Annotated in this window: 20 protein-coding genes, 1 tRNA gene and 1 CRISPR repeat array; of the genes, 13 read left to right on the plus strand and 8 right to left on the minus strand. The window is 46.7% G+C overall.

Translation table 11 applies throughout. The annotated features are described in order from the left end of the window. Positions 1–416 precede the first annotated feature (416 nt). Both IXB50_RS19895 and IXB50_RS22295 read left to right on the plus strand, forming a co-directional pair. Positions 417–490 (plus strand) — tRNA-Pro (locus IXB50_RS19895). A 146-nt stretch (positions 491–636) separates the two neighbouring features. Beyond that, on the plus strand, positions 637–1,752 hold the full coding sequence (locus IXB50_RS22295) for a tyrosine-type recombinase/integrase (RefSeq protein ID WP_215610746.1): 1,116 nt from the start codon (positions 637–639) through the stop codon (positions 1,750–1,752). Here IXB50_RS22295 and IXB50_RS19905 read toward each other — a convergent pair. Both IXB50_RS19905 and IXB50_RS19910 read right to left on the minus strand, forming a co-directional pair. Next, positions 1,749–2,090 carry a hypothetical protein gene (locus tag IXB50_RS19905; RefSeq protein ID WP_246564751.1) on the minus strand — a complete coding sequence of 114 codons (342 nt, stop codon included), beginning with the start codon at positions 2,088–2,090 and terminating at the stop codon, positions 1,749–1,751. The two genes, IXB50_RS22295 and IXB50_RS19905, sit on opposite strands and share 4 nt — an antisense overlap. A gap of 81 nt (positions 2,091–2,171) precedes the next feature. Next, the gene (locus IXB50_RS19910) at positions 2,172–3,557 is read right to left on the minus strand and encodes a bifunctional DNA primase/polymerase (protein ID WP_215610747.1); all 1,386 of its coding nucleotides are present in this window, start codon (positions 3,555–3,557) and stop codon (positions 2,172–2,174) included. A 192-nt stretch (positions 3,558–3,749) separates the two neighbouring features. On the opposite strand from IXB50_RS19910, the gene IXB50_RS19915 reads away from it, so the two are divergent. From IXB50_RS19915 to IXB50_RS19935, 5 genes are all read left to right on the plus strand, one after another. Next, positions 3,750–4,010 carry a helix-turn-helix domain-containing protein gene (locus IXB50_RS19915; protein WP_215610748.1) on the plus strand — a complete coding sequence of 87 codons (261 nt, stop codon included), beginning with the start codon at positions 3,750–3,752 and terminating at the stop codon, positions 4,008–4,010. A gap of 458 nt (positions 4,011–4,468) precedes the next feature. Continuing rightward, positions 4,469–5,068, plus strand: coding sequence for a hypothetical protein (locus IXB50_RS19920; protein ID WP_215610749.1), 600 nt, complete (start codon positions 4,469–4,471; stop codon positions 5,066–5,068). 19 nt (positions 5,069–5,087) lie between these two features. Beyond that, positions 5,088–5,507 carry a hypothetical protein gene (locus tag IXB50_RS19925; protein WP_215610750.1) on the plus strand — a complete coding sequence of 140 codons (420 nt, stop codon included), beginning with the start codon at positions 5,088–5,090 and terminating at the stop codon, positions 5,505–5,507. Further along, entirely contained in the window at positions 5,507–5,893 is a 387-nt protein-coding gene (locus tag IXB50_RS19930; RefSeq protein ID WP_215610751.1) for a hypothetical protein, read from the plus strand. Before IXB50_RS19925 ends, IXB50_RS19930 begins: the two co-directional genes overlap by 1 nt. A gap of 37 nt (positions 5,894–5,930) precedes the next feature. After that, a complete protein-coding gene (locus tag IXB50_RS19935) occupies positions 5,931–6,329 on the plus strand; it encodes a hypothetical protein (protein ID WP_215610752.1) in 399 nt (132 codons plus the stop codon). 148 nt (positions 6,330–6,477) lie between these two features. Here the strand turns inward: IXB50_RS19935 and IXB50_RS19940 are convergent, their stop codons facing one another. Genes IXB50_RS19940 through IXB50_RS19960 form a run of 5 tightly spaced genes read right to left on the minus strand, consistent with a single transcriptional unit; the run spans position 6,478 to position 12,339 of the window. Next, positions 6,478–8,145: a hypothetical protein gene (locus IXB50_RS19940; protein ID WP_215610753.1), complete on the minus strand. Its 1,668-nt coding sequence runs from the start codon at positions 8,143–8,145 to the stop codon at positions 6,478–6,480. Between the two features lie 13 nt (positions 8,146–8,158). Beyond that, positions 8,159–8,611, minus strand: coding sequence for a hypothetical protein (locus IXB50_RS19945; protein ID WP_215610754.1), 453 nt, complete (start codon positions 8,609–8,611; stop codon positions 8,159–8,161). Between the two features lie 7 nt (positions 8,612–8,618). Then, on the minus strand, positions 8,619–9,443 hold the full coding sequence (locus IXB50_RS19950; RefSeq protein ID WP_215610755.1) for an RAMP superfamily CRISPR-associated protein: 825 nt from the start codon (positions 9,441–9,443) through the stop codon (positions 8,619–8,621). 36 nt (positions 9,444–9,479) lie between these two features. Then, the gene (locus IXB50_RS19955; protein WP_215610756.1) at positions 9,480–10,532 is read right to left on the minus strand and encodes a type III-B CRISPR module-associated Cmr3 family protein; all 1,053 of its coding nucleotides are present in this window, start codon (positions 10,530–10,532) and stop codon (positions 9,480–9,482) included. Positions 10,533–10,539: 7 nt separating this feature from the next. Beyond that, positions 10,540–12,339 (minus strand): Cas10/Cmr2 second palm domain-containing protein, encoded by a 1,800-nt coding sequence (locus IXB50_RS19960; RefSeq protein ID WP_215610757.1) that lies wholly within the window; start codon positions 12,337–12,339, stop codon positions 10,540–10,542. A 216-nt stretch (positions 12,340–12,555) separates the two neighbouring features. Between IXB50_RS19960 and IXB50_RS19965 the strand changes: the two genes are divergently transcribed. The 4 genes from IXB50_RS19965 (at position 12,556) to IXB50_RS19980 (ending at position 20,570) form a co-directional block, all read left to right on the plus strand. Then, complete coding sequence (locus IXB50_RS19965) at positions 12,556–13,371, plus strand: hypothetical protein (protein ID WP_215610758.1); 816 nt, start codon at positions 12,556–12,558, stop codon at positions 13,369–13,371. Between the two features lie 87 nt (positions 13,372–13,458). Continuing rightward, positions 13,459–15,549 (plus strand): CRISPR-associated endonuclease Cas1, encoded by a 2,091-nt coding sequence (gene cas1 / locus IXB50_RS19970; protein WP_215610759.1) that lies wholly within the window; start codon positions 13,459–13,461, stop codon positions 15,547–15,549. Next, positions 15,549–15,824 (plus strand): CRISPR-associated endonuclease Cas2, encoded by a 276-nt coding sequence (gene cas2 / locus IXB50_RS19975; protein ID WP_215610760.1) that lies wholly within the window; start codon positions 15,549–15,551, stop codon positions 15,822–15,824. Before cas1 ends, cas2 begins: the two co-directional genes overlap by 1 nt. A gap of 219 nt (positions 15,825–16,043) precedes the next feature. Beyond that, positions 16,044–19,900: direct repeats of the CRISPR family, unit length 36 nt; unit sequence CTTTACCGATTAGTTGAAATCGGAATAGTTGGAAAC. 256 nt (positions 19,901–20,156) lie between these two features. Beyond that, complete coding sequence (locus tag IXB50_RS19980) at positions 20,157–20,570, plus strand: helix-turn-helix domain-containing protein (protein ID WP_215610761.1); 414 nt, start codon at positions 20,157–20,159, stop codon at positions 20,568–20,570. Here the strand turns inward: IXB50_RS19980 and IXB50_RS19985 are convergent. Continuing rightward, complete coding sequence (locus tag IXB50_RS19985; protein WP_215610762.1) at positions 20,486–21,481, minus strand: IS630 family transposase; 996 nt, start codon at positions 21,479–21,481, stop codon at positions 20,486–20,488. The genes IXB50_RS19980 and IXB50_RS19985 overlap by 85 nt on opposite strands. A 67-nt stretch (positions 21,482–21,548) precedes the next feature. On the opposite strand from IXB50_RS19985, the gene istA reads away from it, so the two are divergent. Continuing rightward, the gene (istA, locus tag IXB50_RS19990; protein WP_215610763.1) at positions 21,549–22,784 is read left to right on the plus strand and encodes an IS21 family transposase; all 1,236 of its coding nucleotides are present in this window, start codon (positions 21,549–21,551) and stop codon (positions 22,782–22,784) included. A gap of 23 nt (positions 22,785–22,807) precedes the next feature. Then, positions 22,808–23,587, plus strand: coding sequence for an IS21-like element helper ATPase IstB (istB, locus tag IXB50_RS19995; RefSeq protein WP_215610764.1), 780 nt, complete (start codon positions 22,808–22,810; stop codon positions 23,585–23,587). Positions 23,588–24,092 lie beyond the last annotated feature (505 nt).

Genomic DNA, 24,092 nt, shown 5'->3' on the forward strand with positions numbered 1-24,092 from the left:
CATCTGCAGAATAACGATTCTATTAGAATCGCTCTTTTTCGCTCAAATGCTATAACTATTTTTGCCGAACTACTTATAGGGCGAGATCGCACCTTCCCAATCTCTGCACCCATCTGCGATCGCACCGCCTAAACAAGGCATCAGTTCTGCAGTAGTAAAGAAGGCAACTGCGGAATATTAACTAAACCCTTTGTATCTTAACTGGTGGTTTTCAATAGGTATTGCCAAACTACATGTTTGTAAACCATTACGAAGGTATTCAAGCAACGGTCGACTATTACCAGAATCCTCTTCTAGGACACAACTATGGTCCTAAAGCCTGATGACAGCCCACCAATTGCAGTGCCTAATTACACTCAATATGGGGTATTGATACCCTAACCATATGCTATGCTAGTCAAGCGTTAAAAACGCATCGGGGCGTAGCGCAGCTTGGTAGCGCACTACTTTGGGGTAGTAGGGGTCGTGGGTTCAAATCCCGCCGCTCCGATTGATGAAAACCGCTGATATCAGCGGTTTTTGTGTTTTAAACGGTTTGTAAAGCACGGGTCGATGGGTATGAGGCTAACGGCTGAAACCGTCATTTTTACGTCTAAATGCGTCACAATTGGGTCGGTATTGGGTAGAGACTGAACCGTGACCACAGGGCAAAAACGAGCTGTTAAAGGCAATATTTCGATTGGTAATGATCGCGGCTGGTTACGCCTCCGTTGGCGGTATCAACAAAAGCGCTACAGCCTGACCTTAGGATTACCGGATACTGAGGTCAACCGCCGACTGGCTCAGGCAAAAGCCGACATTATCAAGGCTGACATTTTAGCGAGTCAGTTTGACTCATCCCTAATGCGCTATCAAGCTGAGCAGTCAGCTGAATTAACTGTATCTGAACTATTTCAGCGTTTTACTGAGTGGAAGCGGCGGCAGGTTGGTAAGCGATCGCTGGACAAATATCTGGGTCTGCAAGGGCATGTGGAAACCTTTTTCAAAACCAGGCGAGTAGATGCTCTGACCGAAGATCGAGCGCTCGACTTTCGGGACTGGCTCATTAGCCAGCTGGCTGCATCTACCGCCAGGGAACGGATCGGCATGCTACGCAGCTGTTGGGCCTGGGCCATCGGTCGGAAGCTGGCCACCGAGAACCCATGGGAAAATGTGCGGGTCAAGGCTCCCCCTAAACAACGACCGCAACCCTTTACCCAGGAGGAATATCGACGTATTTTGGCAGGGTTCAAAGAACATCAACCCCACTACCTGGATTTTGTTCGATTTTTGATGGGGTTGGGCTGTCGGCCTGGTGAAGCAGCCGGGTTACGCTGGGGCCATCTTTCAGACGATTGTCGCAAGATATGGATCGGTGAATCCTGGGGGCGGGGTGAACGTAAAGCCACCAAAACAAATCGAGACCGGGCCTTTGAACTATCACCAGAACTGACTGATATGTTAAAAGCCAGACGACCACCCAAGGTCGGTCATGATGATCTGGTGTTTCCCTCAGCTGAAGGGCAGCCGATCGATGATCACAACTTCAGGCGCAGGTATTGGAAACCGGTGTTAGAAGCCGTTGGGGTACCCTACCGAAAACCGTACAACACTCGCCATAGCTTTACATCGCAGGCTCTAGACCAGGGGTGGACTGTAAGTGAGATTGCGGCGATTACGGGTAATAGTGAAGAGACCATTTTGAGACATTACACTGGCAGCGTCAGGGGTCAGGCTAAGCTTAAATCCGTTTGGCAAGAGGGAGAGAATTAAGCCCGTTTCTTTTGATTACTCAACAGATTGCGCTGCCATATTTCAATGGCACGTTGATGGGCTTTTTTATTGTTGCGATTGGCTTTCCAATCCCTGAGTAAGGCCAGATTGTAGGTGGGTTTGGTGCCTTCGTAGGTGTAATGGATACCTTCAATCCACTGTCCCTGATAACGTTCCAGGGTACGGAGAGAAACCCCTAGAACAGTCGCAGCCTGTTGTTTGTTGCCAGTCTCTGGCAGTTCTCGTTCTTCTAGGACTGAGGCGATGCGCTCAGTGGCAACAGCATTTCTCTCGATAGCGTTAGCAATCATCATGAGCGCTTCAACTAACTTGAGCACGGCCAGACCTCCCTCTGTACGTTTGATTGGACAATTGAATTTGAAGCTTTTTAACTGGAGTTGGCGGGGCGTTTTCCACAGCTAGTACCTCCCCTCAGCCTGTGGAAACCCCCTCTCTCCCCCTAAAACCCCCTCTCCTCCCCTGGGATGTAAGTTTTTTGGGAGAGGCGTCACGGGCCTACACCTCAATAAGGGGGGTAAGGTGTGTAATGGTCCGTCTGGCAATGGTTTCGGCGGATCGCTTGTGGTTTCTTTACAAGCTTCTTTGGTGGGTGAAACCGGCTCAGGTTGGGGTATTACACACCACTGGTCCGGATGCCAGAGGTCCAAATTTTTGTATAGGGTCTGGGCGCTGGTCTTGGCTAACTGGCACAACTGGGCTAGCCGATGGGAGACTGTATCTTTTAACTGGCCTGCCTTGGCTAACTGGCTAACCGCCCACTGGATCCGTTGGCGAGCATCATGACGACGTTCATCGTTGATGCTCACGGTTGACACTTCGCGCTTGGGTGGGGTGCCCATGGGCCAATAGAATCTGGTCGCCCATCGTGCCCAGGCTTTTGATTTTTTGGGTATCTGGGGCTGATGGTTACAGTGTTCGTGATAGCCCGGTCGAGAGTAGGCCATCTGCTCGATATAGATGGCTAATTCATCGTCGGCCAGTCCTTCGAAGACTCGGCCATGGGTGGCGATCGCACGCAGCAGAGCATTAGTCTGACCGGCTCCTGTCCAACCGGTCTCCAGCTCCACCCTCAAATCAGCCAACCATTGGCCTACCTTTCCAGGTCGCTCACGTTTGCGCTTGCGCTGTAGCTCTCGACCCTGCTCCAGGGCTGGCCCCAGTAGCTCCATATCCTGGGCTTTACTCGCAAAATCCCACTGCCAGAAGAACCGCTCCAGGTCTCCAGCCGTGGGATTTTGATTGTGATCGAGCAGGCAACTACCCGATCCAGGCTGCAGCGGTAAACGATGGCCGTTGTATTCCGTTACCTCCCATGGTTTTCCATAGGGTTTGATATTTGGGAAAAGCTCACACTGTCCAGCTTTGACTGCTATCCCCTGAGCCTCTAGTGTGTGTTTTAGTGAACATGCCAACGAAAATGATGACACTAACTCAGGTAACGGAAAATATAGGTGCCAACCGCCAGACCAGGATGATCGGACCAGGACGCTACGGACCAGGCCGATCATCTCCAGCGCATCTTGAATAGTCCTTAGACCATCGGCGTTGTGATAATCACTGCCTATATCTATATCCACCATGGCGTAACGGGTTTGAGTTCCAAACCGAACGCCGATGATGGTGGCTGCATCTTGCCACCGGGTCCATAACGACCGGGGACGCATGGGATATTTATTGGTTTTCCAGTCGCCACCGGATTCGGGGCGCTCAATGGTTTGCCATTTGTAGTCAAACAAACAGGTAAGCCGCCTGGCTGTGGGGTTGGTTGGTTGTGGATCGAACATTGGCAGTGCACATAAGTAGGTCCTCAATGACCACGGGGGCACATGGTACTGATGTACGGACTAAAAGCCTTGTTGCAAGGGGGTTACGCAACTTGAGTAGCTTGAGAGAATAGGCTAGTGAGCTAGTCGAACAGCCAAGAACGCCAAGCTCACTAGTCGATATCGCTAGTCATATTAACTAGCTCGTATGGTATGTTAGATCCGAATGGTTCAAAAGTCGAGGGGAATTCCCCGTTGAAAGCAATTCGAGAAGGTTTGCTGAAAATCTCACAGCAAGAATTTGCCAGCATGATCGGCATTGCTGTTAGCACTGTCAGTCGGTGGGAACGTGGGAATGGAACCCCTGTTTTTACACCTGGCCAATTCAAGTTGATTATGGACAAGCTATCCGAGAAAGGAGTATCGATAAAAGATTTGCCAGACGATTGGTCCGCAGGAAAAACAAGCAAATAAAAAAGTAACCGCGAGCTTTTCACCCTCGCGGTTACTTACCACTCTCTAATCTCCTGATTAGGGTAAGGCTACATCCAGTGTAGCCACTCTTTTTGTTGTCAAAAAATGTGAAAGCCCCAGAGCACCAACCGAGGACTCCGAGGCGAAACAGGTTAGTACCATTAACCCTTAGCCCAATGATAACCGTGATTCCTCCTTAATCCCAGTTTCATTCTCACGTACAGGTCACGTCCCAGCGTGGCCACTGTTCATGCTGTCAATAGGAACAAAGCAACCATGATGATCGGCTACGACACCAGCTAGATGCCAACAATCAAATAACCACTATCTAAAAAGCTTGAACTCCATCTAGAAAGGAGTTTTTAACGTCTTCTCAGTGTGCTGCAGAGCACACCTAGAGCACAGTCACAGCACACCTAGAGCACAACAAACGCACATCTCAGAACTCAGTAAATCCAATGGATAGCGCAACAACAGCACAACAAACGCACATCTCAGAGGTGCACTCACCGCACACCAGTAGCACAGTCCCGAGCACAGGCGCACACTACACAGCAAAACAACTTTCTGATGAGATTAAGATTGCAAGTTCAACCCTAAGAACCCGGTGGTTTCCATGGTTAGGCAAGGTTGCTCCCGAGCAGTTGCTCAAGGATACGCAAGGCTACACGGAATTAGCCAGAACCCTATTCCTAGAACTTAAGGACGTTGACGCTACTGAGCGAGCGGCATGGGTAGTAGATGCTAAGAGCCGATATGCCCCTGAATGGGAATCAGCGGGGGTGATAGAGGGGGAGCTGATGCCTGATGAAGTCAGTGGTGTTCTCGCTACTCTCAATAGTCAGCAGACATCGGCTGAGCTGTCCATTCAACAAGATCTAGAGGATTTGGATTCCTTTATTGACAGCGTTAAACAGGCCGAGAACAACTTTTCAGAGGCCGAACTAGCCGCCTTTCGCACTAAGGGAGCTAAGCGCGGTATTGCTCGATTTCAGATCGAAACTCAGACAGAGCTTGAAGTCTACAACCGCTTACAACAGAAGCGTTTAGAGCCATGAGCCTAGAGTCAATCAATCAATGAACACTAAAACCATGAAGTCAAAAATCTCACTGGTATCGCTAGATCTAGCCTTACTGTTGCTGTTGACTAGTTGCCAAAGTAATCCTGTCAGCGAACTGATCAATAGCGTTGTAGATGCCTTCTCTGTCGATGCTGTCGCCATTGCTGAGCGACTAGAGCCAGGATACCAATCACCATCAACCAACGCCTACAACATGGTGGGCTCTGAAAATCTCACTGAGCATCAAATGCTCCGCCTGCTCTATCTCCATTGGCCACAGAGCTACAAAGCGATGTCATCACTATTAGGGGCACCTACGGCCAGAGATACCAGCACCAACCGTGACTACTACACCATGCCTAACGGCAATGATCTGTTCATTCAGTACAACGCCCAAGGATACGCCATTGACTACCGTTTGGGAGATTCGAACTAATGGGACTATTTGCTTGGTTTAATCCAAACGAGAAAGATACGACAACATTTGAAATCAGCAACGATGCAGGCGAACAAGTCGTATTCACGATACCTACAAAGGGTTCTAACAAAATCAGAAAAACTCTACGTGATGCTGGACTTGAAAGAGACACTGACGATCTTTTCTCAAGAACGACTAAATATGAGGAAGGACAAAAACGTGAATCTCAAGCACTTCGATGGTGGTCACAGCGAGATATCGATGAAACAGAAGATATAGAGTGGCAGGGAGACCATGAGGGGGATACTGTCTCAGATATGGAAGATGATCGTGAAGGAGTTGATCCCTGTATCGATGACGAAGAATCAGAACAAACAGCACTTAGATTTTGGCCTAAGTGGTAATAGAGTACAATAGAACTAGTTTTTTGCAGGTGTCGAAATGCTTGATATCCAAATCGAGAACTGTCAAGAAAATCTATGCATAGATCTAGAGCATGACAGCGGCTACGATGCAGACTGGCTATCAGTTCCAGTCCATCTCGAAGTAGATGAAAAACTTGGTAACACCGTCTTGGTCTTCAATGGCTCTGCGGATATGGAGGATGTAGAAGGGTTGGATGTCTGCTATATCGATGTTGATGAAAACTACCCTTGGAACCTATCCCCAGGCCAGCAAAAAGCTTACGAGCTGTTACTACCCTTACAGCAAGGCTCTACCTATGCACTCACAACTATCAAAAAGCTAGCCAGAGCAATGGAGTTGGAGGTGATTCGCGCAGCCTACAAACGGCTGGAAAATCTACAAAGTCTCGGAGCTATCAGCGGATTGAATGTGTAAGGCTGGAATAATCCCATGCCTTTACCAACCAAGTGCTACCTTCAAGAAGGAATCACTGCTCCTGAAGCTTAATCGGGAGCGTTTTCTTGATTGGATTAACCTGGTCTTGAATATTCAGGTGGTACACACCCAGAAAGTCAATTCCTTGCTATGAGAGATGTGAGGGCGAAGTACCCCAAGTCAGTTGCAGCCCATTACTTTCTAACGATTGAATAAAGGCGGCTAATTGATTGCCTTCTTGACGGTGTTTCCACACGTTCAGATTGCCATAAAAAATAGTGACAATTTCTAAATACTGATTTTTGGAAACGGGCAGCATACGATGCCAAACAGAACTAACATTCAAGTTATTTGAATGAGGTTCTCTACCGCCAATCGCAATCGTTTTTTTGAAAGTCTCATAGTGAAACAGTCTAATAGCTGCTGAGGAGGAAGTTAAACCACTAAACACAGCTACTCTCCTAGGGTGCCAGGATTCTGCCCACGAAGCGGCTCGATTAGTTGCCCGAATAACATCCTGACAATTCTGTACTAAGTCATTGAGAGATGTTGTTAGTCCCTCTGGTGATTGAGCTGAGGGAATATGCTTGGACTCCCAATGACAACCGATATCAAACTGGTTGAGTTTTTTATAATCGGCATAAAACTTTCGGTGCCAAACCCGACGCCAGGATTTACCAAAGCCACCCATCGTATAGGCAAACTGTAAAACCCTGTATATGAACACTACATCATCAGTTGAACCATGATTAGGCGAGTTATCACAAAGCCTTAGTATTCCTGAAATCTCATAGTGCGAGTTCTGATCAGTAGTGTTGTTTTCTTCTTGCCATACAATTTGTACTGTGCCAGGACCGTCCGGCCCACCAAAGAGTCTGGCTACCTCGGTATTTACCAAATCTTTGTCTGAGCACACTCCACCGAGCAGACGACGTGTATGGGACCTTAAGGTAGCTTTGAACAAATTAGGGCGAAATTCAGCCTCGCTCGTCCTGAGAGTAGACTTCATGCCCACACCGGTAAGTCGTACCATACGAACTGACGATGGATAAGCAGAAGTCTCCTCCGGTTCATGGCCACCCATACCATAGCCTGTACTTGTTTTGCCCCCAATACCTTGCTTGAGGGCGGATTGTAAAAGCTTACGGACTTCTTCCCAATCAACTTGATTATGCTTAGATGCACTAAACTCAAAAATCATTTGAGGTTTGTACAGGCTAATGAGAGCAAAGGCTGAGCCGCCGCTTGCATGTTCAACCTGTCGGGGTTGTTGGGGATGTACAACATCGCCAATGCGATCGCACCAATCACCAATAGGATAAGCGCCATGGAAACGGAAACCAACACTGCTAGGATTCAAATCTTGTTTATCGCCACAGTATTTTGTTAGCTGTGCATCATCGCAAATGCGACGAAATAATCCTTTTACACTGCTTCCTGGAATAAATGGAATACCGTTTTTTCCAATGACGGGTCTGGCAATGCTGTCTTGACCACAGTTACTGAATAACCGCCAGGGAAATTCAACCTTAATACGATAGACGTTCCCATTCCATCCTATTTCAGGTTCTTGATGCTGATAGCGAGGTGACTGTTGTAGCTCAGAGTTAGTCCATTCCTCCAACCAGACATCTAAATCTTGATTCTTTTTACCCGCATAGTGTAGGCTGCATCGTCCATGAATTTGAGCACGATACATCATCGGAATCTCTTCAGGATCAGTGTCAGGACTCCCATTAGTCTCAGGTATATCTTTGTTTAGCTGATTATCAGGCAATAGCTGAGCAAGAGCTTGAAGTCCCTTCAAATTGGGCATAATGACCTCCTTCCTATGGGTTGCTATTTTTGATTCTGTAACGCTGTGTCCACCACACTAGAGAGTCACAAAGCTGAGTAAGCACCATTAGAGCTACTCGTTGCTCATCTAACGACATTTGCCAGATAGCGTGAGCTGTGAGACGAATCTGCTCAGTCTCTCGAAAGCCTACGGAACATTCAGCATCAGGAAGCGTAATGTCTGTTGGGCCTAAGATTTCAGCTAAGGCTATCCATACGTCTTGCCAGTACCTGGCCTTATTAGTATCGCCAGAGCTTTCAAAACGTAGATGCTCTCCCCAAAAACGTTCTAAGCCATAGGCTACAGCCATACGCATTTTGTGAGATTCAGTGAGTACACCATTATCTCGAAAACGGAGCACTAACTCTTGTGCTTTGTGGTCCAAATTATAGGGTTGCCATTTGGGAGATTGGGCATTGGATGTAGGTCTAATCGCTTCTGTCATGATTTTCCTATACTGATTGTTGTTTAAATATCATCTGAGTACGGCCAAAACCAACTGATTCTAAGCCACCAAAGTAAAGCTCACGCTTTTCCTTCATCGCGCTATCTGCCAGATAAGTCTTCCATTCGACCGGGTCGCCAGTAGCCGTTTTCTTACGTAGAGCGATAGGAAAAGAAAGAAGCGTTCCTTCGGGTAACGCTTCCACATTAAAAAATGCTTTATCAGCTGCTTTCTTCTGATTAGGGTCAAGGGCGACTCTACTCTGACGATAGAGAGCCATATCGTGAATCATAGCAATCTCGGTATCGTCAACAATAACTAATAAGTACTCTTGATCTCCTACTAATTCTTCAGGGAAAAAGTCTTTTAGCTCAGGATCCCTATCTAGTAATGGTAGATAGCCCAGGTTGAAAAACAATTTATTCATGTCTTTCTCTTTTTTGCCGGAGTGATGGTAAGGCTTAAACCCTGAATGTTTTTGACCGGTAATTCTCTGATAGCGACGTAATAAACGAGGGCATGAGACATAGACCGTTGGCTGATTAGGGCAGAAAACAGGTATCCATAAAATTGAGGCATATTCAAATTTGACAATGCCTTCAGAAGTGTCACCTGTCTCAGCATCGTTACCATACCAATGACCAACCTTATTAGGGTTGATTTCCCTCATATCTGCTCGAAAGCGTCCCCGAATAGAACTACCGGGAATAATACCGGTTTGAGTAAACTGGTCGCGAAAGATAAGGTTGAGATTGCCGGTTTCTTCTCCAGCACTGGCACCCACATGGACAGGTGCTAAGGTTTCGAGAATGCCGTAGGCTTTGTGGTACATGGAATATGAGTAAAAAGACGTCAATGAGAAAATAAATTAGCTGGCGATCGCATCTTGTAAATTAACTCTGGCCCGCACATCAATTGGTAGTGCCAGACCACAGCCCCAACGATTGAGATGAGGGCCTTCCTTCGGGAACCAATCATTGGACCATTGGTACCAAGACTGTTCAATCGGCTCTTTTAAGACATAAATACTGCCTGCAGGCACTGCATAACGCCCCCGAGATAGCCGCTTTGTCTGATTACGAGATCCACCTAGACGATAGCGAAATGGATTAGGTCGCTTTGTCAAAATGGTTTCCACATTGTTGTTCCAGGCTTGAGGCCAACGTTGAGAAAAGCGATTAGAGCCCCATACTGCTGGTACTAATAGGGCAAAAGTATCGCCTGCAGGCTGATTGAGTAATTTCGTATGCTCATCACTCAGCGGGTGGCTAGAAATACTAACCATATGGCCCTCACCACCAAACCGGTACCAGCCATCAGGAAGCTTTATATTTGAGAGATAGACTAGACAAGTATCTGGCTCGACCTGTACACCGTTTTCTAAAAATAAACTGCCTTGTGCACGATCATCATCTTTAGTATTGGAAATAGCAACCCGACGTTGACTATGATCTAAACGAGGATGTAGATGAGGGACAAACTCCCATGGGTCTTTTTCAACAATGGTGGGCTGTTTCCAGGCGCTTATGGGTATCCAGGTTCGGTCATTATCATATTTACCAATAACTTCACCACCAGATTGTTGTTGCCAGGAACCATTAGTATCGAGCTGAGTGTGGGAATGCCAGTAGAGCGTGTTAACAATGTGACCATCCTTAACTAAACGATTCATCGGTGTAGGTACATAAAACGTTTGCTTTGGGCCAGCGACTTCCTCAGAGCGACCCCAAAACGGTCCGGCTACTTGTAAAGATTGCACATGACTGTTGCCATATTGAGCTGCAAAAATTCCAGATACCGTAGCGGCACTGGGGGGAAAGCTTCTTCCAGAGCGTCCCACCAAGTTTTCTGGTGAGAGAAACCGTCCGGCACTACCGTAAAGCAACCCTAAGGGTTCAATTGCAATGATGTACTTAAACATAGTTGACCTACTTGTTATCGCAGAGGTGAAAACCGATTTTGGCTAGGTTGATGACCCAAGTGTTAAATGCATCGTGAACTTTAGGTAGATCAGGCTCTCCAGTCGTCATCTCATAGTCGCTGTGGTCACCCAGTATGCCGGTTGATTGGCGGATACCTTGGTTGTCGTAGCGATTCTTGCCACCGCTGTATATGTTCCATAGAACATCGCTGTTAACATCAAGGCTATCTGCCTGAATCAGGGTGTAGAAGTCTTTTTTATCGATTTCTGTGTCAGGTAACTGATCTAATTGAACAGGAAAGTAAATCTTAAGTAGGCCATGGGCTATATCCGATTCGCTTTCGACAAAAGTATGACGACTATCTAGGGTGGCTACATCGTTATAGAGATGGGTCCAGTTTTGTGTTTCTGATTTGCGATTGCGATCGCGGTAATCTTCTAAAATCGTTAAAAACCTCCAGGGACAATGCCACTCTAGATGTTTGCCATCACTAAAGAGAATGCGCAGGGCAATGCGATCGCGACCGCTGGTTTTAGCTGATTTTTCTGCTAGCCGACAATGCTGCAAAATATCTCGTTGTGGAACTTGAGGAGAGGCCCATACAAATCCAACGCTAACGCTAATATCCTGACCGTGGCGACTCCAAATATCCGGTTTAAAGGTATAAAACCAGTTTAAGCACTCTTTCGCCTTAAGCGGATTACTAGGCATATTGCGGTAGAGCGTTCCTAAAAAGTCATCTCCTCCCGCATAAACGATACGTCCGTCTTTGCGTAGCTTCAGTGTATCCGAAGTCTGACTGATAGCCTCCGGTGATGGCAGATACTCGTCTAAGTCATATCCCCAGTTGCGTAGCCGTTCACTAAATTCATGATATGAGTTTTCCTTTTCATGACTAGTTTTAGCCTGTTGACTTTGTTGGTTTAGATATTTCCCCACTTGGTCACCGTCTCCCTGAAACCAGCCTGTCCAGAGGGTGTCGCGTTCCATATCTTCGGCAGAAGCAGGGGTATCAGTCCAGCGGCGATTTTTCTTAAATGACTGAGGTGTTTCTGCGTTGGGAATTTCGTCAAAGCGGTCCATTACCTTCTCGATAGTGACCAGACGCTTAACTAACTCAGGAATACTTAGCTGCTCTCTTATCGTGATTGTGGCTCCTTGTTTATCAATAGCTTGACTAAGCTGTTGATAAAAATCGCGAACTTCAGAGTCTTCTTCTGTACTAGAGCGATTGTGAGAAGCATGGTGACCTAGCTGTGGCCAGGCGCGGGAATCCTGGCCAGAAAGGGTAGAGCTTTCGCCAACATAGTTGATGCCTGTCCAGGCACGAGCATATTTGACCTGGTTCATCTGACGACGGGCAGCTTCAATACTGCTGCCGGTTGCCCAGAAGAACTCCCAGGTATGATTTTCCCATTCGCGCCATGGACGTTCCCAGGTGTACTGCCATGCTTTATCTTTAGGTGTTTTAGAGACAGCTGTTTCTATCCATTGGCGACAGTATCTTAGAAGATCTTTCCATGCTGTTTGCATGGCCCGATATGCATTATCTTGCGGAAAATTACCGCGAATGAAAATGAGATTTGGGGTGCCTTGGGCTACATTGATATTGGCTGGTGATATGACGGGGTCATCGGGCCAAGTAACAGTGTCAGGATAGTTAAAATAGCTACGAGCATTGTTACAAATTTGAGTCGCTAAATACGACAGGATGAAGGAACTACCGTAAAGGTCGCGGAGCTTACGTGACTTTTCAATAAATCCCTGGACAGGAGCGAACGTAATCGCAGTGTAGCAATCAGTCATCATCGATTCTGGATGAACTACAGGTATACTACCTAGGGTTGGAAGAAGCTGTTTCCAAATTCCAGATGGGCTTAATTTACGGATAAAGGTCCATGTAGCTTTCGTCACTAGGGTGTTTGGATCAGGAAGGTTTAGTTTGTTTTAAGGTTTGTCTGCAGGAAGAAGCTATTTCCAGAATCCATCACAATATGGATGAGATTTTAAAGGGATAATGCTGTGAAACCTCGAAATGTTGCTGAGTCGATTACTGACCTAACTAAAAACTTCTTCGCTGCTTTTATTGTCGGAACCCTGGTTTTTACAATCATTTCAGATGGGGTTTCTAACTTGTTTTGGGATATGCTCCAAGACCGTCTGAAGTCAGAAGATGGGGGGCTCAGCTACAACTGGCTACGTTTTGCGATTGTGTTGTCGCTCATTGTGTTGCTGCTATCAATCAACTACTTTACGAACTTTGCTCAGTGGGCTCAAAAGCACATTCCGTTTTTTAGGCCGCCCTTACAAACCAATGTGGAGCGATTAACCACTCCCTATCCTGGACTGGTCGTGGCTATGAGTCCTAAGGATGATTCGCCAGCAGAGACAGTGATCCGGTTTCACTGGAATGAAGGACAGGCGGAGCATTTACAACATTGTTGGATTATCTGCACCAATAAATCTTTGCCCTATGCTACGCAAATGGTGCAGCGTTTCACGGAGGAAGGTATCACCCAAGGTGTCAAGTTTCACTATGGTAGCTACCGTTTGCCTAATATCAATGACCTGGCTGAGCCGCCGACACTGCTAGTGTCAGACGACAAGATAGATGATCCGAACTATGTCCAGATGTTGGTGAATGGTATCTATGTGGATGCAGCACTGAAGGAACTGGATTCGTCTGAGGTGATTGCTGATTACACTGGCGCAACTAAGGGGATGACAGCGGGTATTTTGTTGGCCTGTACTGAGCCGGATCGACCTTTGCAATATATCAGTCAGCTAAATCGCGACATTATGGCAATCCGCGTGTCCTACAAGCTGAGCCAGGCATAGGGAAAACGGAGGACGGAGGACGGAAAAGGGAGAGGGGAGACTGACATTTTTTTTCTGTCTTCCACCTTCCATCTTCTGTTTTTTTACATGGGTTTAAGACAGCAATTTTTATCGGCTGAAAATTTTGAGCTGGCTTGGGATAAGGTGGCGACGAATCGGGGCTGTGCAGGGGTGGATCGGGAGACGATTGCTGAGTTTGGGGCGCGTAAGCATAGGTTACTTCCAATGCTGCGATGTTTGGTGGCAGAGGGTACCTATAAGCCTTTGCCGTTGCGGCAGCTGTTTGTTCCAAAGTCTAAGGGTGGTTGGCGCGAGCTGAATATTCCGACTGTGCGAGATCGGGTTGTGCAGCAGGCATTGCTCCAGGTGTTGCATCCGGTGATGGATCCACAGTTTGAACCTGCTAGCTTTGCCTATCGGCCTGGTCGATCGCACCTGATGGCGGTACGGCAGGTAGCCCATTGGCGCGATCAGGACTATGACTGGGTGCTGGATGCCGATATTGTGAATTATTTTGGCAATGTTCGGCATAACCGCCTATTGGCTGAGGTGAAAGAGCGAATTGACCAGCCGTGGGTGCTGGATCTGGTCAAGGCTTGGGTAGAGATTGGTGTACTAACTAAAGAGGGAATTTTGTTACCTCAGAAAGGTGTACCTCAGGGTTCGGTGATTTCGCCACTGTTGTCGAATGTGTATCTGGATGATTTTGATGAGACATTGGCTAGCCAAGGGCGACGGCTTGTTCGATTTGCTGATGATTTTGTGGTGCTATCGAGAACACGACAGTGGTTGCTAGAGGGTAAAGCTGAGGTAGCCCGATTATTGGAAGAGATGGGGCTGCAGCTGCATCCTGATAAGACACGAATTACACACTTTGATAAAGGGTTTCGGTTTCTGGGGCATGCGTTTTCTGGGGATTTGATTGTTCCTGTGAAGAAGCCAAAGCGAAATCAGCCGGATCCAATTGATCCACAACCAGAGCTGAAGCTGGTGCATAGTGACATGATGCCGACTGGGCCAACGATGATGCAACAGGCGTTGATTGAGGCATTGAAGCAGCAGCAACAACCGATTCCGCCGCCGTTGTTTGTGGTGATGGGATATCAGGTACGACGAGAGAAATCGGTAGAGATTGCATCGCAAGAGATTACATGGAGTAATGGGATGTCGAGTTTGTATGTGGTGCAGCAGGGGACTTATCTGCACAAAGAACAGGGACGATTTATTTTGAGACCGCCAAAAGGTGAAACCTTAGAAGTTTTAATCCGTGAGGTGGAGCGGATTTTAGTTTTTGGTAATGTGCAGCTGAGCACGGCGGTGATCGCAATCTGTTTGCAGCTTAATATTCCAGTGGTGTTTTTGAGTCAGTTGGGTGACTACAAGGGCCATTTGTGGAGTGCTGAATCAGCAGATCTGATCGTAGAAACAGCTCAGTTTGAGCGGCGAAGAGAAACAGTTTTTCAGTTGGCTATGGCGCGGGCGATTGTACGCGGGAAGATAGTCAATTCTAAACAGCTTATATTGCGTCTCAGACGTGAGGATGCTGCTCCTGAGGTGATTGGAGCTATTGCAAGACTGACTGATATTATTGAGGCGATTGATAGCTTGTCAGACTCACTTACGATTGATCAAATTCGGGGTTATGAAGGGTTTGGAGCTGCGCAGTATTTTGCGGCATTGAATCAACTGATCCGAAATCCGGGATTTAGTTTGCCAAAGCGAGCATTTCATCCGCCACCGGATCCGATGAACTCGTTACTGAGCTTTGGTTATACGCTGCTGTTTAACAATGTGCTGAGTCTGATGCTGGCAGAGGGGTTGAATCCTCATCTTGGCAATTTGCATGGTGCCGAGCGACCCAAGGCCTATTTGGGTTTTGATCTGATGGAGGAGTTTCGTTCACCTATTGTGGATACGCTGGTGATGAAGCTGATTAATCAGAAGGCTATTCGTCCAACGGATTTTACCTGGCCTACAGACAAGGGTGGAGTGTATTTAACGGGTATGGCACGGCGATTATTTTTGAAGCGGTTTGAGGAACGAATGAGTGAAACGGCATCACATCCAGATGTGACAATGCCGGTATCGTACCGCCGTATTATTCAACTACAGGTGCAGCGCTATGTGAAGGCGCTATTGGGTAATCAGCCTTACGTGGCATTTCGGCGGATTATTTGATGCTGGTGTTGGTGGTTTATGATATTCCTGATGATAAGCGTCGTACGAAGCTGGCGACGTTTTTGGAAGGGTATGGTCGTCGGGTTCAATATTCAGTATTTGAATGTTTTTTGACTTTGTCAGATATGCGAAAGCTGTGCGATCAGGTGCGGCGGCGAGTTAAAGAATCTGAAGATAATGTGCGGTTTTATTGGATTTCTAAAGAGGCAATGTCGCAGGCATTAACGATTGGGAGTTTGCCGCCTGAAGAGCCGCCTGAAACGTATATTGTTTAGCCTATTGCTTGGCTAAGTTACTGTTAGTAACTGGTGTTGACCACGGAGGTAGGGTGATCGCTGAAAGCCTTATGTTTTAGTTGACCTCCGTGGGGCCTTATCTGGCAATAGTTTCAGCGATTAGTATGGTTGGGGCATAGGGCTGATAGGATAGGAATATAGACCTCCGTGGTTTGCTTGTCTGGAGCTTGCTCTATGACGGGCTTCTGCTGGGGGTGTCTTTACCGATTAGTTGAAATCGGAATAGTTGGAAACCAGCAGCCGCAGCGTGGTCTGCATCAAATAAGGGAACTCTGTCTTTACCGATTAGTTGAAATCGGAATAGTTGGAAACTAAATCAACTTAAAGCTGTTACCAGATATAGGTGAACCTAGGTAATCCTTTACCGATTAGTTGAAATCGGAATAGTTGGAAACGAGACTCCTCATTAGGGATAGTCTTGCCCTTTTTCTTTTTGCTTTACCGATTAGTTGAAATCGGAATAGTTGGAAACACGCCCGGTGTTGGTATTCAAGACTTGGATTCCAACATCAGCTTTACCGATTAGTTGAAATCGGAATAGTTGGAAACGTGACCTTCTTGGTTCCAGTTCTCTTTACTAAATCCCAACCAGCTTTACCGATTAGTTGAAATCGGAATAGTTGGAAACTGGCGATAGCCACAGCAATTCACAGCCGTGGCTACAATCCTTTACCGATTAGTTGAAATCGGAATAGTTGGAAACTTAGATACCAAAAGCAACAAGCAAGCGCCAAAAGTGTTCTGCTTTACCGATTAGTTGAAATCGGAATAGTTGGAAACCAGCCGGGTCAGGCTGCTGTGCCGGATCAGGAAACTGATTCTGCGCGAGAACACTTTACCGATTAGTTGAAATCGGAATAGTTGGAAACTGATTGAAAACAGAGCGCAAGATCTGCTGGACATCGGCTTGCCTTTACCGATTAGTTGAAATCGGAATAGTTGGAAACCATAAACTTATACGTTTTATCGGATAAATTAAAGCGTGTACGCTTTACCGATTAGTTGAAATCGGAATAGTTGGAAACTTAGCGGTTTATCGCTCAGTGTGTCTGTGGGGCAAAGCTTTACCGATTAGTTGAAATCGGAATAGTTGGAAACCAAGATAGCAGACTTCGAGAGAGCCTAACAAAACCGAGAGTCCATTGCTTTACCGATTAGTTGAAATCGGAATAGTTGGAAACTTGTAAAGTCCATCGTAGTTGACGTCGTTACCGCGCATATCCTTTACCGATTAGTTGAAATCGGAATAGTTGGAAACAGCAACCCACTTAGTAGGATCAAGCTTATCAACTACAAACGCCTTTACCGATTAGTTGAAATCGGAATAGTTGGAAACTTGACGGGGACATCAATGCCGAGCAATTCAGACATTACTTGCTTTACCGATTAGTTGAAATCGGAATAGTTGGAAACGACAATGGCGACGATTCGATTAGCTGAGACGATGTTGCCAAAGCCTTTACCGATTAGTTGAAATCGGAATAGTTGGAAACGACCCTCCGCTGCCTCCGCCAGCGGTATTAGTTTTAATGCTTTACCGATTAGTTGAAATCGGAATAGTTGGAAACTGTCCAGGATCATAAGAGTCCCCTTCGGTTGAGGTCTTATACTTTACCGATTAGTTGAAATCGGAATAGTTGGAAACTTGATGCTGTTGGAGATTTGCTCCCACAGCGCGGGATTGACCTTTACCGATTAGTTGAAATCGGAATAGTTGGAAACTACATTACCTGCCAACGCCAACGAGTTGATTAGCGCTGAACCTTTACCGATTAGTTGAAATCGGAATAGTTGGAAACCTTCGCCAATTTGGCTACCGTGACGAATGTCATCGCGTTGAGTCTTTACCGATTAGTTGAAATCGGAATAGTTGGAAACGATAGTGGTACCGCCATTTTGGATGCGATCTTTGATTTGCTGCTTTACCGATTAGTTGAAATCGGAATAGTTGGAAACCAACTATCGAGTTGGTGAAAAATAGGTCACCCTCAACCAGATCCTTTACCGATTAGTTGAAATCGGAATAGTTGGAAACTACTTGGTCAGCACGAAGCTGATGGGTTTTCGGCTTCTTTACCGATTAGTTGAAATCGGAATAGTTGGAAACAAGCAGTCACGCTCCTATCAAACGGCTCATCCGAAGCTTCACTTTACCGATTAGTTGAAATCGGAATAGTTGGAAACTCGTCTAGATCGCTAAACTGTGGCAGTACCACTACTGATTCAACTTTACCGATTAGTTGAAATCGGAATAGTTGGAAACCATGCTCTCAGCCATTTCTTGACCTTTTGTATCATCAGCATCTTTACCGATTAGTTGAAATCGGAATAGTTGGAAACCAATGGGAGACGGAAGGATGCTTCGAAAATCGTCGCTGCTCTTTACCGATTAGTTGAAATCGGAATAGTTGGAAACCAGAGCTAACTCCGAATACAGCAACAAAACCGAAACGCTTCTTTACCGATTAGTTGAAATCGGAATAGTTGGAAACTAGCAGAAGAGCTTGAGAAAGTTCCTGGGCCAAACCGAGGACGCTTTACCGATTAGTTGAAATCGGAATAGTTGGAAACGATTTCAGCTTTATAGGCTGTAATCTCAGCCCCCAGCTTAGCTTTACCGATTAGTTGAAATCGGAATAGTTGGAAACCCAAAATACCACGGCTAGTGGGATCTGTGCCTGTACCTGTCTTTACCGATTAGTTGAAATCGGAATAGTTGGAAACTTGAGCGTTCTTATCAGCACCAGTTTGATTATAAACCCAATTACTTTACCGATTAGTTGAAATCGGAATAGTTGGAAACCTTGTTCGACTTTGACTACCGCACCAGACAAGTCTGCTCCTTTACCGATTAGTTGAAATCGGAATAGTTGGAAACTGTAACCCCGCCATTCAAAAAGCTGAAATTGTATGACTCTTCTTTACCGATTAGTTGAAATCGGAATAGTTGGAAACATGAGTTTAGCCATGCTAAATCCTCATCGCTTATAACTATGGTACTTTACCGATTAGTTGAAATCGGAATAGTTGGAAACTTGGAAGACCAGGTTGAAGTTGAGCGCTAAACCTGCGCCAGTTGCCTTTACCGATTAGTTGAAATCGGAATAGTTGGAAACTCGCCTAAACAGGTTCGCACAGTCATAATGTCCTCCTAAAAAACCTTTACCGATTAGTTGAAATCGGAATAGTTGGAAACCAGTTAAGCGCTGTGTCATGGTCGTCTCCTTGTCTTGTGATAGCTCTTTACCGATTAGTTGAAATCGGAATAGTTGGAAACTTTGTTTGCGGTCGTCGTGGGCCAGCTTGAGGAGTTTTGTTGCCCTTTACCGATTAGTTGAAATCGGAATAGTTGGAAACTTCGCGAACGAGGTTCTCGCACTGGATTCTGACCTGAAACGCTTTACCGATTAGTTGAAATCGGAATAGTTGGAAACTCAGATCAATTGTTACCAATTTGGCGGTTTTGACCTTTTTCTTGCTTTACCGATTAGTTGAAATCGGAATAGTTGGAAACTCGATTGCCGCTAATCGGCCAGCCATAGCTTCCTTGAAAACCTTTACCGATTAGTTGAAATCGGAATAGTTGGAAACACTCAGCGTCATCCCATTCTGCATGCGACAGAAGAACTCTTTACCGATTAGTTGAAATCGGAATAGTTGGAAACTATCATATACCTCTTCTTCATTCTGAGTTAAGCAGTCATACTCCTTTACCGATTAGTTGAAATCGGAATAGTTGGAAACTCTTCAAGATCAGGCTGTTGAGCTGCATCTGAATCGAAGCTGCTTTACCGATTAGTTGAAATCGGAATAGTTGGAAACGGCTTTTCCTTCCTTTGTTTGTCGACAGGCTTACGGCATTCATCTTTACCGATTAGTTGAAATCGGAATAGTTGGAAACCCTTCTACCCTATCTTTAACGTCCGGGCTCATATCCACATCTTTACCGATTAGTTGAAATCGGAATAGTTGGAAACCTTTTGATCATGGGGGTTTACGTAAATCACTCCGTCATCACCCTTTACCGATTAGTTGAAATCGGAATAGTTGGAAACTAACTCCCCTCGATTTTTTCAACCGTGGGAAAAACCGTACTTTACCTGCAAAATGATGTGTACTTCGGCACCCCAATGATGTTTGTTCCGGCATCTGAATGACGTCAACTTCGGCACCTGAATGATGTTGCTTCGGCACCTGAGTGATGTGTGCTTCGGCATCAAAAATAAGGTCTATTTGGACAGGTAATTTAACCCGCTGCATAGGAGGCCATTAGACTGCGTTCGCACAAGAACGTGAGGTTAATGAGCCCCAATGCCAAAGAAACACCAAGGAAAATTACTGTCCATGGAGAAATTTAGAGAAATCATTCGACTGCACGATTTGGGGTATAACCAAACCCAAATCGCGCGTAGTTGCGCGGTTGCGCGCTCGACGGTCCAAGACTACATCCGTCGAGCAACGGCCAAAGGACTGAGCTATGAGGAGCTTCAAGGACTCAGCGATAGTGAGGCTCACCAGAGGCTGGGCAAGCAACGGGCGTCATCGGTGAGCAAAACAGAGATCGAGTTTGCCCCAGTCTATCGAGAACTGACTCGCAAAGGAGTGACCCTGGCCTTGCTATGGCAAGAAGGGTTAAGTGCTTATGCAAAATTAATTACAAACTCTTCTCCAAAACCTGCCAATATCTTTTCAACCTCTGCAACTAGACTTTCCCAGCTCTCATAGGCAGAGCTATCGAGCCACTGATATTTCATGAATCGCCAAGCGGTTTCAATCAGATTTAACTCGGGAGAGTAGGTGGGGAGCTCAAACAGATAGAGTCCCCGCTGCGCCCATTCATCCCGTAGGTCTTGAACCCGGTGTCCAACATGAATAGAGGCTTGGTCCATGACAATCACCGTCGGTTTATCCACCTGGGCGAAAAACGCCTCAATGCAGGCCACCACGACATCACTGGTAATGCTTTGTTCAGAGACATAACTTTCCAGTGCGCCTTGACGGGTCATAAAACCCAACACATTTAAGCGTGGGCTACGTTGACTTGGAATCTCTAAGGTTTGACCGATGACCTGCCAGGCATAGGGAATCGGCGGGACTAAGGTAAAGCCCGTTTCATCCAAGTAGTACAGGTCAATCGCACCCGTTGCTTCTAAGGCCTTCAAGATGTCCAGTGCTGAGCGCTTGCGCTCATAGTCAGCCGAGGGGGCTTTCGCCGTCACCCGTCGCATCCGTCGCCAACTCATTTTGAACGATTTGAGTACTCGTTTGAGGGTATCGATACTCACGGAGATGTTCCAGGTCGCTTTGATTTTCTCAATGACCGGCTTCAGTTGACGTGGGGAGTCGTCCGCCCACTGCTTCACCTGGGCCTTTTGCTCATCGGTCAGTTTGGCCTTACGCCCCCGACCTTGTCGGTCATAGAGGCTCAGCAAACCCCGCTCATCCCAGCCATTGAACCAGTTGTAGAGGGTCTTTTCGCTCACCAGAAAAATGGTCCGCAATTCAGCATTTTTCTTACCCTGACTGCGCAGCAGTAGACAGTGTGCCCGTTGACTGGCTCGACGATTGTGGCTATAGCGATAGATGCGTGCGAGTAAGCGTTGAGTCTCTGAGGGGATGGGACGATGGAGGGGCATCAGGGGCATCTGCAGAATAACGATTCTATTAGAATCGCTCTTTTTCGCTCAAATGCTATAACTATTTTTGCCGAACCACTTAGACCGTGGCGATTGGACACTCAGTTATGGCCAATTTTGTCGTCGCTATAACCGTTGGAAAGGGACTCAAAAGCTGTCGATGCGCCAAACCTATCGAGGTGGGGAAAAAATGCTGGTGGATTATTGTGGGATGACCATGTCGTTGACCCATCTAGTGACCGGCGAAATCACCCAGGCTCAAATTTTTGTGGCCTGCCTGGGGGCCAGTAACTATACGTTTGCCGAGGCCACTGAGAGCCAAACCTTAGCGAATTGGCTGGGGTCTCATCAACGGGCGCTTGAGTTTTTTGGTGGCGTCCCCGAGGAGATCATACCGGACAATTTGAAATCTGGGGTCACGGATCCCTGCCGGTATGAACCGGGCATTAATCGGAGTTATCAAGGGTTTGCCGAACACTATCACGTGGCGGTCGTTCCTGCTAGACCCAAGGCTCCGCGAGATAAATCGAAGGTGGAAAAAGCGGTGCAGGAAGTGGAACGCCAAATTCTGGCTCGCTTACGCAACCAAACCTTCCATCGGCTCAGTGACCTCAATGACGCGATTCGCCCGTTACTCGACCAACTCAATAACCGGACGATGTATGCCTATGGCATGTCACGTCGTGAGCTGTTCGAGCAGGTAGACCGCGATGCGCTTAAGCCTTTGCCCAAGTATCCGTTTGTCTTTGCAACTTGGAAGCGAGCCAAAGTATCCCCGGATTATCACATTAGCCTCGATACGCACTATTATTCGGTGCCCTATTGGCATGTGGGGCATCAAGTGATGGTCAAAACCACAGAGCACTTGGTGGAAGTGTTCTACGACAACCAACGGATTGCCACCCATGCTCGGTCGATGACTCCCTATCGTCATACCACCCTAGACCATCATATGCCGCCGGAACACTGGGCGTACAAGCGTCAATCGAAAGAGACGTTCTTAGCATGGGCGCATCAGATCGGTCCCCACACCCACACTCAAGTCGAGACGATCTTCAAAAGCAAAGACCATGATGAACAAGCCTTTCGCTCTCTTAAAGGGCTGCAAAACTTAGCCACCCGCCATGGCAGCGAACGCCTAGAGAATGCGTGTAAACGCGCCAATACCCTTGGGATGTCAGGGTATCGACGACTTAAGCATATTCTCCAACATCATCTTGACCAAACGCCCGTGTTCGTTGAGGTACCGGCCCTTCCCAGCAGTGACCACGAGAATGTTCGTGGCCGTGCTTACTACAACTGATAGTCCGTTTATGGAGTCCCCTAATGCAATCAACCATTGACCAACTCAAAGACCTACGACTCACGGGCTTACTGGAGGCCTGGTGTGAACAGCACGAACAGCCCACCTACCACGATCTGAGTTTTGATGAGCGCTTTGCCTTGCTCGTCGAACGCGAGTATTTGCGACGCCAAAATCAACGGCTCAAACGACGTCTCAAGCAAGCCCACCTCTTTATTGGGGCCGCGTTGAGCGAGGTCGATTTTCAGGTGCCACGGGGACTCCACAAAGCGCAATTCCTTGAATGGACCCAGGGACAATGGCTTTGCCAACATCTCCATCTCATTATGGTGGGGCCGACGGGCGTAGGGAAAACTTTTCTCGCGTGCACCCTGGCCGACCATCTGTGTAAACAGGGTCACACCGTACGCTATTTCAAAACCGCCCATCTCATTACCGAACTCAAATTCGCCAAAGCTGACGGTTCCTTTCCTAAATTCCGTAAGCACTTGGCTTCCTTTGATTTGGTCATTTTAGATGAATGGCTTAGAGATCAGTTAACCCCCAATGACGCTCGCGAACTGCTCGATTTCCTCGATGACCGCTACCGGCAAGCCTCCTGTCTGTTTGCCTCTCAATTTCCCATCAAAGAGTGGCATCAAAAAATTCAAGACTCTACCCTCGCCGATGCCATTCTTGACCGCATTGTTCATGACTCTTTGAAACTTACTCTCAATGGCGAATCTATGCGGAAACTCACCAGTCAACTCAACCCTAAATTTGAGGATGAAAAGAATGACGATTCTAATTCAAAAGCATCGTAATTTGAACCCTCCATTTCTGACAATGATGCACGCATTGGAGCAACTCTAGATTATGCTCTTATTACCTGACCCAATAGACTCTTTTTAGGATGCTTGAGGTAGGGGTGCCGAAGTTGACGTCACTAAGTGCCGAAGTCATGAGAATAGGCACTTTACCGATTAGTTGAAATCGGAATAGTTGGAAACGAGCTGCAAGTCATGGTCTTGTCTTGCGTGTCGTCTTGCGTGTTCTTTACCGATTAGTTGAAATCGGAATAGTTGGAAACACTTTAAAAGACGGAAGATGGAGGACGGAAATAGGAAAAAAAGAGGCTTTTTAGTCAGGTATAGTTTCAATTAAGAAATTCTTACACCTTGGACTATTTGCCGATCACTCCTTTTCCGTTTTCCGCCTTCACTCTTCCGTCCTTTAAAGTCCGATTAGTTGAAATCGGAATAGTTGGAAACACTTTAAAAGACGGAAGATGGAGGACGGAAATAGGAAAAAAAGAGGCTTTTTAGTCAG

The organism is Leptothoe spongobia TAU-MAC 1115, from assembly GCF_018739885.1.
Taxonomy (GTDB): domain Bacteria; phylum Cyanobacteriota; class Cyanobacteriia; order Phormidesmidales; family Phormidesmidaceae; genus Leptothoe; species Leptothoe spongobia.

What these genes read in the sequence shown, in the direction of transcription:
- IXB50_RS19940 (WP_215610753.1), bottom strand. Translation starts at nt 8,145, where the DNA reads ATGCCCAATTTGAAGGGACTTCAAGCTCTTGCTCAGCTATTGCCTGAT.
- IXB50_RS19950 (WP_215610755.1), bottom strand. Translation starts at nt 9,443, where the DNA reads ATGTACCACAAAGCCTACGGCATTCTCGAAACCTTAGCACCTGTCCAT.
- IXB50_RS19955 (WP_215610756.1), bottom strand. Translation starts at nt 10,532, where the DNA reads ATGTTTAAGTACATCATTGCAATTGAACCCTTAGGGTTGCTTTACGGT.
- IXB50_RS19985 (WP_215610762.1), bottom strand. Translation starts at nt 21,481, where the DNA reads ATGCCCCTCCATCGTCCCATCCCCTCAGAGACTCAACGCTTACTCGCA.
- IXB50_RS19960 (WP_215610757.1), bottom strand. Translation starts at nt 12,339, where the DNA reads ATGACTGATTGCTACACTGCGATTACGTTCGCTCCTGTCCAGGGATTT.
- cas2 (WP_215610760.1), top strand. Translation starts at nt 15,549, where the DNA reads ATGCTGGTGTTGGTGGTTTATGATATTCCTGATGATAAGCGTCGTACG.
- IXB50_RS19935 (WP_215610752.1), top strand. Translation starts at nt 5,931, where the DNA reads ATGCTTGATATCCAAATCGAGAACTGTCAAGAAAATCTATGCATAGAT.
- IXB50_RS19910 (WP_215610747.1), bottom strand. Translation starts at nt 3,557, where the DNA reads ATGTTCGATCCACAACCAACCAACCCCACAGCCAGGCGGCTTACCTGT.
- IXB50_RS19920 (WP_215610749.1), top strand. Translation starts at nt 4,469, where the DNA reads ATGGATAGCGCAACAACAGCACAACAAACGCACATCTCAGAGGTGCAC.
- IXB50_RS19945 (WP_215610754.1), bottom strand. Translation starts at nt 8,611, where the DNA reads ATGACAGAAGCGATTAGACCTACATCCAATGCCCAATCTCCCAAATGG.
- IXB50_RS19915 (WP_215610748.1), top strand. Translation starts at nt 3,750, where the DNA reads ATGTTAGATCCGAATGGTTCAAAAGTCGAGGGGAATTCCCCGTTGAAA.
- istB (WP_215610764.1), top strand. Translation starts at nt 22,808, where the DNA reads ATGCAATCAACCATTGACCAACTCAAAGACCTACGACTCACGGGCTTA.
- IXB50_RS19925 (WP_215610750.1), top strand. Translation starts at nt 5,088, where the DNA reads ATGAACACTAAAACCATGAAGTCAAAAATCTCACTGGTATCGCTAGAT.
- IXB50_RS19980 (WP_215610761.1), top strand. Translation starts at nt 20,157, where the DNA reads ATGCCAAAGAAACACCAAGGAAAATTACTGTCCATGGAGAAATTTAGA.
- cas1 (WP_215610759.1), top strand. Translation starts at nt 13,459, where the DNA reads ATGGGTTTAAGACAGCAATTTTTATCGGCTGAAAATTTTGAGCTGGCT.
- IXB50_RS19930 (WP_215610751.1), top strand. Translation starts at nt 5,507, where the DNA reads ATGGGACTATTTGCTTGGTTTAATCCAAACGAGAAAGATACGACAACA.